7 protein-coding genes are annotated in these 11,150 nt (G+C 60.6%); 2 read left to right on the forward strand and 5 right to left on the reverse strand.

The features are described from left to right. The first annotated feature begins 172 nt into the window (after positions 1-172). Positions 173-1,321, forward strand: coding sequence for a PatB family C-S lyase (locus tag QMK51_RS14440; protein ID WP_320390638.1), 1,149 nt, complete (start codon positions 173-175; stop codon positions 1,319-1,321). Positions 1,322-1,396: 75 nt separating this feature from the next. Here the strand turns inward: QMK51_RS14440 and QMK51_RS14445 are convergent, their stop codons facing one another. Together QMK51_RS14445 and QMK51_RS14450 are read right to left on the reverse strand one after the other, a co-directional pair. Further along, the gene (locus QMK51_RS14445; RefSeq protein ID WP_320390639.1) at positions 1,397-3,661 is read right to left on the reverse strand and encodes an ATP-dependent DNA helicase; all 2,265 of its coding nucleotides are present in this window, start codon (positions 3,659-3,661) and stop codon (positions 1,397-1,399) included. Continuing rightward, on the reverse strand, positions 3,658-5,325 hold the full coding sequence (locus QMK51_RS14450) for a VRR-NUC domain-containing protein (RefSeq protein ID WP_320390640.1): 1,668 nt from the start codon (positions 5,323-5,325) through the stop codon (positions 3,658-3,660). Before QMK51_RS14450 ends, QMK51_RS14445 begins: the two co-directional genes overlap by 4 nt. A gap of 208 nt (positions 5,326-5,533) precedes the next feature. Between QMK51_RS14450 and QMK51_RS14455 the strand changes: the two genes are divergently transcribed. Further along, positions 5,534-5,758, forward strand: coding sequence for a YgdI/YgdR family lipoprotein (locus QMK51_RS14455; RefSeq protein WP_258700617.1), 225 nt, complete (start codon positions 5,534-5,536; stop codon positions 5,756-5,758). 208 nt (positions 5,759-5,966) lie between these two features. On the opposite strand, the gene QMK51_RS14460 is transcribed toward QMK51_RS14455, so the two are convergent. The 3 genes from QMK51_RS14460 to QMK51_RS14470 form a co-directional block, all read right to left on the reverse strand. Further along, entirely contained in the window at positions 5,967-7,820 is a 1,854-nt protein-coding gene (locus QMK51_RS14460; RefSeq protein ID WP_320390641.1) for a polyurethanase, read from the reverse strand. 97 nt (positions 7,821-7,917) lie between these two features. Next, entirely contained in the window at positions 7,918-9,615 is a 1,698-nt protein-coding gene (locus QMK51_RS14465) for a polyurethanase (protein ID WP_320390642.1), read from the reverse strand. A 168-nt stretch (positions 9,616-9,783) separates the two neighbouring features. After that, a complete protein-coding gene (locus QMK51_RS14470; RefSeq protein WP_258700620.1) occupies positions 9,784-11,148 on the reverse strand; it encodes a TolC family outer membrane protein in 1,365 nt (454 codons plus the stop codon). Between the last annotated feature and the right edge of the window lie 2 nt (positions 11,149-11,150).

The raw sequence follows: 11,150 nt of genomic DNA on the forward strand, positions 1-11,150 counted from the left end.
CGCAAGCCAGCCGGACACACAATTAATGTGGGAGCGAGCCTGCTCGCGATAGCGGTTGGCCAGGCAACATCAACGCTGGCTGTGATGGCCTCATCGCGAGCAGGCTCGCTCCCACAGAGGTTGGCGCTTATCATGGCCACCGGATTCACCCCCGCCTTTTATGAGACTGAGCATGACTTTCGATTTTGATCAGGTGTTCGACCGCCATGGCACCGGCAGTACCAAATGGAGCCGTTACCCGGCCGACGTGTTGCCGATGTGGGTCGCCGACATGGATTTTGCCGCGCCGCCAGCGATCATCCAGGCCCTGCAACAACGCCTGGAACACCCGATGCTCGGTTACAGCGTGGCCCAGGACAACTTGCGTGACGCCATCGTCGCCGACTTGTGGAACAAGTACGCCTGGCGCGTACAGCCCCAGGAGTTGATCTTCCTGCCGGGTGTCGAGTCGGGTTTCAACATGGCCCTGCATGCGCTGGTTCAGCCGCAGCAGAACGTGGTCGTGCAGACGCCGAATTACCCGCCGCTGCGCCATGCGCCGGGCCACTGGCAGTTGAACAAAGTCGAACTGGACTTCGACGTGTTGGCCGATGGTACGTATGCCACGCCACTCGATGCCTTGCGCCAGGCGCTGCAAGGTGGCGGCGCGTTGCTGCTGAGCAACCCGCATAACCCGCTGGGCAAGGTCTTCCCACGCGAAGAACTGCAAGCAGTCGCCGACATCTGCCTGGAACAGGACGCCTGGATCATCTCCGACGAGATTCACGCCGAACTGTGCTTCGACGGGCGTGTGCACATTCCGATCGCCTCGCTCAGCCCGCAAATCGCCAAACGCACCATCACCCTGATGTCGGCGAGCAAGGCTTACAACATCGCCGGCCTGAAGACTTCGTTCATGATCATTCAGGACGCGGCGCTGCGCCATCGGGTCAACAGCGCCCGCTGCGGCATGGTCGACAGCGTCAACCCGTTGGGCATGGAAGCCACCCGCGTCGCCTACAGCGAAGGCGGCCCGTGGCTGAACGGGCTCATGGCCTACCTGCAAAGCAATCGCGATTATCTGGTGGAGGCGGTTCGCACGCGGTTGCCGGGCGTGACCATGAACATACCCCAGGGCACTTATCTGGCGTGGCTCGACTGCACGGCGCTGGGGCTGGACAACCCGCAGCAGTTCTTCCTTGAACAAGCGAAGGTCGGGTTGAGCGCGGGGCTGGATTTCGGCGATAACGCCCGGCAATTCGTGCGCCTGAACTTCGGCTGCCCACGGGCGCTGCTGGAAGAAGGGATCGCGCGGATGGAGCGTAGTTTGCGTAACCGCTGACTCCTGCGGCAACAACGATCAAATGCAGGAGCTGGCGTAGCAGCTCCTGCGTCGTCGTCCACGCTTTCTGGCAAGTCACCGCGTTGCATCAACGGTCCACCAGCGCGGCAGCAATTGCTTGACCTTGCTCTCACCAAACCGGTCATCGATCAGCATCACTACCCCTTGATCCTGCCGGGTGCGGATCACTCGCCCCGCCGCTTGCACCACTTTCTGCACACCCGGAAACAGGTAGGTGTAGTCATAACCAGCCCCGAAAATCGCCGCCATGCGCTGTTTCATCTGTTCGTTGACCGGATTGAGTTGCGCCAGCCCCAGGGTGGCAATGAATGCACCAATCAACCGCGCGCCGGGTAAATCGATGCCTTCGCCGAATGCTCCACCCAGCACCGCAAACCCTATGCCCTGACTATGGACGGTGAATTGATCGAGAAACGCCTGACGCGGCCCTTCCCCCATTCCCCGGGACTGCGACCACAGCGTGATGTGCGGATGCCGCTCGGCCAGCAACTGCGCCACTTGCTGCAAGTAGTCGAAGCTGCTGAAAAACGCCAGATAGTTGCCGGGGCGCTGGGCGAATTGTTTGGCAATCAGCTCGACGATGGGCTCAAGGGACGCCTGACGGTGGACGAACCGCGTGGAGATCTGGCTGACGATGTGCACATGCAGTTGATCGGCGTGAAATGGCGATTCGACGTCGATCCAGACCGTGTTCGTCGGTGTTCCCAGCAAATCGGTGTAATAGCGCTGGGGGCTCAGGGTGGCGGAAAACAACACCGTGCTGCGCGCAGCGGTCAGGCGCGGGCGAATGAAACCGGCGGGCACTACGTTGCGCAGGCACAGTTGCGACAGGTTGCGTTTGCGCTCGAGGTCGCGCTTGCTGATGTCGAACAGGAAATGCTCATCGAACAGTTCAGCCACGCGGCCGAATTGCAGCATGTCGAAGTAAAAATTCTGCAATCCGCTGTCCAGGCCTTGGGGATGATCGTTCAGGTAGTCGCCGATGCTCGCGCAGCATAAGGACAGCGCCTGAAGCAGTTTTTCCGGGGCTTTGTCGTAGGCCTGATAGGGGCCGAGTTGCTGATCATGCAGGGCATTCCATTCACGATTGACCCGTTGCAAGGATCTCTTCAGTGGCTCAGGCGCGGTTTTTCGCACGCTGTTCAACGTTGCCTGGTCGAGGCTGGCGCTGTACATCTGCCGACCGCGCTCCACCAGATTGTGGGCTTCGTCCACCAGCACCGCGACGTTCCAGTTATTGGCCTGGGCCAGCCCGAACAGCAACGCGCTGAAGTCGAAATAGTAGTTGTAGTCGGCGACCACCACGTCCGCCCATCGGGCCATTTCCTGGCTCAGGTAATAAGGACAAACCTCGTGCTGCAGGGCAACTTCGCGCAAGGCACTCTGGTTCAGCAGGCTCAATTGGCGAGCGGCCTGACGCGCGGCCGGCAGACGATCATAAAAACCCTGGGCCAACGGGCAGGATTCGCCATGGCAGGCCTTGTCCGGGTGCTCGCACGCCTTGTCCCGGGCAATCATCTCGAGGACTCGCAAGGGCGGAGCGTCGGCGCTGTCGAGGATGACCTGAGCCGCATCCAGCGCCAATTTGCGCCCCGGAGTTTTCGCCGTGAGGAAAAACACCTTGTCCAATTGCTGCGGCGCCAGGGCCTTGAGCATCGGGAACAGCGTGCCGATGGTCTTGCCGATCCCGGTCGGCGCCTGGGCCATCAGGCAGCGACCGGTGCTGACAGCCTTGAACACCGATTCGGCCAGATGCCGTTGGCCGGGTCGAAAATCGGCATGGGGAAATGCCAACCGTTGCGCCGCCAGATTACGCCCCTCGCGATGGGCCATTTCCTGCTCGGCCCAGTGCAGGAATAACCCGCAGTGGCGCTCGAAGAACCGCTGCAAGTCGGCGGCGTTGAAGGCCTCGACCAGACGGGTTTCCTTCTCGCTGACGATGTCGAAGTACACCAGCGCCAAGTCGATCTGCGCCAGATCCAGTTTCTGGCACATCAACCAGCCATAGACTTTCGCCTGCGCCCAGTGCAGCTGTCGGTGGTTGGCCGGTTGTTTACTCAGATCGCCACGGTAGGTTTTGATTTCTTCGAGGCAGTTTTGCGCCGGATCGTAGCCATCCGCCCGGCCTTTCACGGTCAAGGTTCGATACTGGCCCTCGAGCGCGACCTCACTCTGGTAACCCTCGCAGCGTCGTGACGCGACGGTGCGATGCCCGACGATGCCTTCCAGCGCGGTCGGCGACGGGGTGAAACGCAGGTCGAGGTCGCCGACCTTGGCGGTGAATTCACACAACGCCCGCACCGCGATGCTGTAGCTCAAGCGCCCTGCTCCGCCCATTGCACGTAGCAAACGGCAATAGGCATCTGGTGCTCGTGACAAAACTCCAGCCAGCGCAATTGATTGTCTTGCAGGCGATCGCCGGGGCCTTTGACTTCGATCATTCGGTAGGTTTTGTGTTGCGGCCAGAACTGGATCAGGTCCGGCATGCCGGCGCGGTTGGCCTTGATGTCGAGCAGCAGTCGATTGAACCAGTGCTTGAGGTGTTCGGCGGGTAGACAGTCGAGCGCCTGCTCCAGCAGTTCCTCGCTCAGCACGCCCCAGAATACGAACGGTGACTGCACGCCCCACTTGGCGTTGTATCGCTCGCGGATGGTCTGGGCGTAACGCCCGTCATCAAGTTCATCGAGGCAGGCCTGGAACAGATCCGCGCGCCGCGCATGGAAATCTTCGTTGTGCAGGTCCACGGGCCCGCGCTGGAACGGGTGGAAAAACGCCCCCGGCAACGGGGCGAAGATCGCCGGCCAGCACAGCAGCCCGAACAGCGAGTTGATCAGGCTGTTCTCGACGTAATGCACCGGCGCCGACTCGTCCGCCAGGTGCGCTTGAACGTAATACTCCACCGACAAGGCCGGATCGTGCCGGGGCAATTGCAAGTCCAGACGCTGCATGGCCCGCGGGGCTGGCCGCTTGATCGGCGGCCCGCCCAGTTTGCGCCGCAGTCTGGGCAGCACACGCAATAAATGCTGATGCTCGGTGGCGCTTTCCGGGGCTTGCTCGGCGTGTGCGGCCAAATCCATGGCCAGTTGAAATTCACCACAGCGCTCCAGCACGCGAATCAGCCGCAGACGCGCGCCGGGGTAGGCGCAATCGCGGTAGAGGCCCAGGGCGGTGGAAAAATCCGCGAGGCGTTCGCAGTGCTGAGCGATCTGGAACAGCAGCTTGCCCCGACGTCTTTGCAGCCAGGGATTGGCGAGTTCCAGCCCGTTGATCTGCTCGACGATCGCCGCCACGTCTTCACCGGCCTCGAAACGCTGCTGGCAGCTGTGCAGGAACAGGCACGCGTCGACGTCCTCGCGACTGCGCAAGCCTCGGGATTCGGCGCAAAACTCGACTTTCTCGTAGGTGTAGATGCCAAGGTCGGCCAGAACGAACTCCGACCAGTCCTGGTAAAGGTTGCCGAAGAACATCAGGCGCAGGCGGTCGCACAGGCCCATGATGGTCAGGTTGAATAATCGGTCATCCAGTGCCGGGCACCACTGGGCAAAACGTTGCGCTTGGTGAAACTGCTCGCTCAGGGCCGGCAGCCAATCGCTCTTCTTGCCTTTCGGTTGATCGATGGCTGCGCCAAAACACTGGAGAATCTCGGCCTTGAGCAGCACTTCGAACACCTCCTCGATGGGCAATGGCAACTGATCATCGATCCAGCCCAATGCCAGCAGCGGCGCCGCGGCGCTGGCGATGTCGCCGATCTCGACGTAACTCAGTTTGCCGGCCCTGAAATGCACGCCCTTGCGCATCACCATTCTGACCAGCAAGGCCCGGGGCTCGCGGGGCAGCCGATTGAAGTCGCGGATGAAGTCCTGTTCTTCGATGCTGAGTACATCGGCATAACGATGCTCAAGCCAATCAAGCACTTGCATGAAGTTGTTCAAGTAATAGAACGGGTCGTCGAGAGGATTTACAATCACGGGCAAAAGGGCCATGGCTAGCGAATACTGGTTATGCATACAGATACCAGCTATGCCCCACCCGGTGCAAACGGAAAAGGATCAGTGGCGACGCTATTCGGCAATTTTCGGGTGACCATCGAACTTTCTGCCATTCCATCGCACCAACCGCGTTAGAAGCACAGTGACGATTGACCTCAAGCGAGGCGTTCGCGCTGTTTTTATTGAGTGATGTGAGGTGTGTATGAATTTCAAGACTCTGGGTTTGCCCCTGGCGGCAGCGGCCTTTTTGGCCTTGGCCGGTTGCTCGACGCCAACGGTTGTGACCCTGCAGAACGGCACCCAGTATTTGACCAAGGACATGCCGAACACCAAGGGCAAGGACGGTTTCTTCGAGTTTGAAGATATTTCCGGGGCGAAGGTGAAAGTCCGCGCCGATGACGTGGCCACGGTTCGCAAGGAGGACTGATCCTCTGAGCGGGCTACCCATCATGCCGGTAAGTTAAAACGCAGAACCTGTGGGAGCGGGGCTTGCCCGCGAAGAACGATGACGCGTAATACCTGAAAAACCGCGGTGCTTTTTTCGCGGGCAAGCCTGTTGTGGTCCAGTTTTTTTGGACCGTCCTGTAGGAGCCAGGCTTGCTCGCGAAGAGGCCCTTACCGGCGCCGCATCACCCTCAGGCGATCACAATCCCACTTCCGGACAAACTGCCCAGCCCAACCCCCACCAGGGTCACCGAATCACTGCCAAACGTCAGCAGCGTATCCTGCCCAACCGCCGTGGCATGGGCCCGGAAGTCATCGTTTGGCGCAACGCCTTGAACCCCGAGGAACACCAGTTTGTCGTTGGCTTGATAGCCCACCACCCGGTCCTGGCCAAACGCGCCACTGAACAGGAAGGTATCGACCCCGCCGCCTGACTCGATCAGGTCATTACCCGCGCCGCCGACAAACACGTCGTTGCCGGTGCTGCCAAGCAAATGGTCGTTGCCATCGAGGCCAAACAGCCAGTCGCCCGTTGCGTGGGCCTTGAGGGTGTCGGCTCCGGTGGTGCCCTTCACGCTTGAGGCGTACTGGGTCAGGTTGCTACCGACGGTGAGGCCATTGGCGGCGACGCTGTGGGTCACGTCATCCTTGAACACGCCCCAGAGAAACCCCGGCTCCTTGGTGACGATGCTGCCGATGTCACGGGTGATGCTGATGCCGCCATTGGCATCGCGCACGTACAGGTTGCCGGCACCGTCATTGGCAAAGACGAGGTTCTTCACCGACTGCTGCAGGTCCAGCACGTTGCTGCCCTTGCCGCCCAACAGGATGTTGTAGCCACCGCCATCCCTGAAGGTGTCGTTACCGTCGCGACCTTCCAGGTAGTCGTTGCCTTTGCCGCCCTGGATCAGATCACTGCCGTCGCTGCCGATGATGAACGTGCTGCCTTTGTGGGTTTCGGCGTTGCGGTTCAAGTCCTGGACCCAGGTGTTGCTGCGCGCCGGGTCCGAGAGGTTGGCGACGATGATCGTCGAATCCTTGCTGGTCAGGTCGTAGAACGTCGACTCCAGCACCCGGGTCATGCCGTCGCCGTAACCGGTGGGCAAGTGCGAGATCCAGGTGGGAATGTTGAGGATGGAATACGGCAGCACGTTCCACACCGTCGAGGCGTAGTGGTCGTTGAAGCTGACGATGTTATCGGTCGTCGAATCCTTGGCGGCATCGTGCACGCCTACCGAGGACAGGTTGAACGACGAGCCATCGAGGGCACGGAACACCGGGTCGTTTTCATAACCGACGTTCAGCACTTTGTCGGTGCTGCTTTGGGTCGGCGAGGCGTAGGCGATGTAGTTGGAATCCTGGTAGAACCCGGACCATTTGTTGCTGCTCAAGTCCGCCAGGCTATTGACCGCCAACCCGCCAAGGCTGTGGCCGCTGACCAGCACGTCCTTGCCCGACAGCCCATTGGCCTGGGCAAATGCCGCGACGTTGCCGAGCAAATTGCCGAAGGCCTCGCCCACGTAGTTTTTCGCATAATCCTTGGGACCCAATGCCGCCAGCAAATCGTTGATCACGTCGCCGATGGAGTCGCCGATCTGGATTTCTCGCGGGCCGCTGGTGCCGCGAAAGGCGATGCCGATTTCGGTGAGATGGCCCTGGGCGTCGTACTTGCCAAGGATCTCTACTTGAGCGCTGGTGTAACCGTCCTTCTCGCCGAAGAAGGTTCCGCGAGCATCGGTCTTACCGTCATAGCCCAATTGCGCGGCGGTGATTGGCGTCCAGCCAGCTTTTTGCACGGCGTCGAGTGCGGCCTTTTCCGAATCGGGGTTCCAGGGAATGCCGGGGATGACCCCCTGGGAATCGGTGCCGCCGATCAGCGCAGTGACCAAGGTTGCCGGCAAACCCAGGCCGAAACCGTTTTGCTGGTAACCGGTGGCGAAACCGTTGTCGAGGTTGTGATAGGAATACAGCGTGATCGCCATGGCGTCGCTGAACAACGCCTTGGAGTCTGCCGTACCGAAGTTTTTATAGTCATACACACCCATGGGTATTGCCTCTCTCTTTGTTGGAATTGTCAGAGATAGCTCACAACCGAGGCGCCTCACTGACGAGGCGCTCCGGAGCATTTAGTGCATGCAGCCTTTACGCAAACGTAATTCCCGAAGCCGAGAGATTATCCAGACCCACGCCCACCAGCGTTACGGCGTAATCGCCAATCTTGAGCACCGTGTCGTTGCCGGCCTGGGTTGCGTGCTGGGTGTAGTCATAGCCCTGCCCCGCGCCCTGGACGCCCATGAACACCAGTTTGTCGCTGCCCTGATAGCCATTGATCGCGTCGAAGCCGAAGGCGCCGCTGAACAGGAAAGTGTTGTTGCCGCCCGAGGCCTGCATCACGTCATTGCCCGCGCCACCGACGAAGGTCACATGGCTTTTGTCGCTGCGCAGCAGGTCGTCGCCGGCATTGCCGAACAACCAGTCACCGTCGACGCTGGCCACCAGCGTGTTGCCGTAGGCATTGCCGTTGAGCGAGTGGTTGTAGTGGGTCAGTTCCGTGCCATTGAGCAAGCCATTGGCGGTGACGTTGTAGGTCACTTCCTTGCTGCCCCACCACGAACCCGACTCCTTGCTCACCAGCGCGCCGATGTCACGGGTCATGCTGATGCCACCGTAGGCATCGCGCACATACAGGGTGCCGTCGCCGTCATGGGCAAAACTGAAGTTCTGCAACGGCTTCTGCAGCTCGAAGGTGTTGCTGCCCTTGCCACCCAGCAGCAGGTTGTAGCCACCGTCATCGCGGAACCGGTCGTTACCGTCACGGCCTTCGATGAAGTCATTACCCGCGCCGCCCTTGAGCAAGTCATTGCTGTCGGTGCCTATGATGAAGGTGCTGCCGGTGTGGGGCTCGCCGCTGCGGCCCAGGTCCTCGACCCAGGTGCTGCCTCGGGACGACTCCGACAGGTTGGACACGATCAGTGTCGAGTCCTTGTCGGTGAGGTCGTAGAAGCGCGAGTCGATCACCCGGTTCAGGCCGTCGGCATAGCCCAACGAGCCATGGGCCGACCAGTTCAGCGGGTTAAGGATGCTGAACGGCACCAGGTTCTGCGCGGTGGAGGCGTACTGGTCATTGAAGTTGACGATGTTGTTGGTCGCCGACTCCTGATGGCCGTCATGCTTGCCCAGCGAGCCACTGCTGAAGGTGGTGCCGTCGAGTACGCGAAACACCGGGTCGTTTTCGTAACCGATGTTCAGCACGTTGTGGCCGGTGGCGCTTTGGGTCGGCGAGGCGAAGGCAATGTAGTTGGCGTCCTTGAAGAAACCGCCCCAGTTATTGCCGCTCAACTCCGCCAGGCTGTTGACCCCCAACCCGCCGAGGCTGTGCCCGCTGACCAACACGTCCTTGGCGTTCAGGCCGTGGGCGATGGCAAACACGGCGACGTTTTTGAGCAAGGTATCGAAGGCGTTTTTCGCGTAGTTCGCCGCGTAATCCGCCGGGCCGACTGCGGCCAGCAGGTTGTTTTTCATGTCGCCGAAGGTGTCGCTATACCCCAGGCCGCCGGTGCCACGGAAGGCGATACCGAGGCCGATCAGCTTTCCTGCCCCGTCGTATTTACCGAGGATTTCGGCTTCAGCGCTGGTGAAGCCGTCCTTCTCGCCATAGAAGGTGCCTTGAGGCCCGACCTTGCCCTGATAGCCCAACGCTGCCGCGCCAATCGGTGCCCAAGCGGTTGCCGGCAATGGCTGGCCGGTGGGCGTGTACGCGTAGAGCGTCAGCGCGATTGCGTCGGAGTACAACGCCTTGCCGGCCTCACTGCCGGCATTTTTATAATCAAACAGTCCCATGTTGTTGCTTCCTTTGCGTCAAATCAGAACTGCCAGTCCAGGGTCAGGCTCACACCGAGGTCCTTTTCCCGGGAGCCGAGCATTAGTTGCGTTGCCAAAATCCCTGTGGCTCGAGGCCTGCCCAATCCTGTCAGTCAAGGTGCGGGACCTGTGGGCGCGGGCTTGCGGCTACTGAGTTTTCGGGCCTTGGCCGAACGCCTCATCCACTTTGGCAAGGTCCTGCTCGCTCAAGGTGCCGGCGTAGTAGTGCAATTTGGTCCAGGCCATCAAATAGTCGTAGCGCGCCTGGGCCAGGTCCCGGCGGGTGGTAAACAGTTGTTGTTCGGCGTTGAGCGCATCGAGGTTGACCCGTTCGCCGCCCAGAATGCTTTGCTTGGTCGAGACCACCAGCGCTTCGGCCGACGTCAGGGCCTTCTGATAAGCCCGCAACTTGTTGACCCCCGACAGGCAGGCGCTGAACTGGCGGCGCAACTGGATCAAGGTTTCCCGGGTCTTGCCGTCCAGTTCGTACTCGGCCTGTTCCATGGTGCGGCTGGCCTGCCGGGTCGAGGCCGAGACGCCGCCACCGGCGTACAGCGGCATGTTGACTTCGATGCCGATGGTGTTGGTGTCGTAGCGCTGGTTATAGGTGTTGCCGCTTTCCGATTCGTTCTGGCGCATCGAGGCGTAGGCATTGACTTTCGGCAGGTGCCCGGCGCGGTTGCGCTCGACCTCGTAGCGCGCCACTTCCACCGCCTGACGCTGGGAGGCCAGGTTCGGGTTGTTGGCCACCGCCATCTCGTGCCAGGTGTCGTAATTGGCCGGTTGCAGGGTGAAGGTCTGGAAGTTCTGGTCCAGTGGCGTCAGGTCGCCAATGTCGATGGCGGCTACGCCAATCAGGGCGCCCAGTTCCCGCAGAGCTGCATCCTGTTCGTCACGCGCCTCGATTTCCTCGGCGGTCGCCAGTTCGTAACGGGACTCGGCTTCGAGGATATCGGTGCGCGTGCCCTCCCCTTGGCGGAACATTTGCTCGTTCTGCTGAAACTGCTGCTCGAAGGCTTTTTTCTTCGCTCGCGCAATGTCGATCTGGTCCTGAGCGAACAACGCCTTGGTGTAGTTCTCCAGCACCCGAACCAGCAGCTCCTGGCTCTTGCCCCGGAAGTTTTCATCAGCAAACAGCGATTGCGCCACGCCTTTGCGATACGCCGCGTAAGCCTCGTAATCGAGCAATGGCTGTTGCAAGGTCAAGGTCGAGCCGTAGCTGCTGTAGTTGCGATCTTCACTCTGGCTGTTACCGCGGTCATTCAGTTGCGTGACCTTGGAGGAGTTACGGCCCTTGTTGTAGTTGTAACCCAGCCTAGGCAACAGCCCGGCGCGGCCAATGGCACGGTTTTCAAGGCCGGCATCGCGCTCCTTGATGGCGCCGAGGAACACCGGATCATTGCGTAAGGCTTGCTCGTAAATGTCGAACGGCCCCATGGCCATCGCGCTGTTGCACGTCAGCAACCCCAGGGTCGCTGCGAGCAGGGAAAGCTTTTTCATACAACCGAACATCC

Source organism: Pseudomonas sp. P9_31 (assembly GCF_034008235.1).
Taxonomy (GTDB): Bacteria; Pseudomonadota; Gammaproteobacteria; order Pseudomonadales; family Pseudomonadaceae; genus Aquipseudomonas.

Bases quoted from the DNA above. Each gene is read 5' to 3' on its own strand.
- QMK51_RS14440 (WP_320390638.1), top strand. From the start codon at position 173: ATGACTTTCGATTTTGATCAGGTGTTCGACCGCCATGGCACCGGCAGT.
- QMK51_RS14450 (WP_320390640.1), bottom strand. From the start codon at position 5,325: ATGGCCCTTTTGCCCGTGATTGTAAATCCTCTCGACGACCCGTTCTAT.
- QMK51_RS14455 (WP_258700617.1), top strand. From the start codon at position 5,534: ATGAATTTCAAGACTCTGGGTTTGCCCCTGGCGGCAGCGGCCTTTTTG.
- QMK51_RS14460 (WP_320390641.1), bottom strand. From the start codon at position 7,820: ATGGGTGTGTATGACTATAAAAACTTCGGTACGGCAGACTCCAAGGCG.
- QMK51_RS14465 (WP_320390642.1), bottom strand. From the start codon at position 9,615: ATGGGACTGTTTGATTATAAAAATGCCGGCAGTGAGGCCGGCAAGGCG.
- QMK51_RS14470 (WP_258700620.1), bottom strand. From the start codon at position 11,148: ATGTTCGGTTGTATGAAAAAGCTTTCCCTGCTCGCAGCGACCCTGGGG.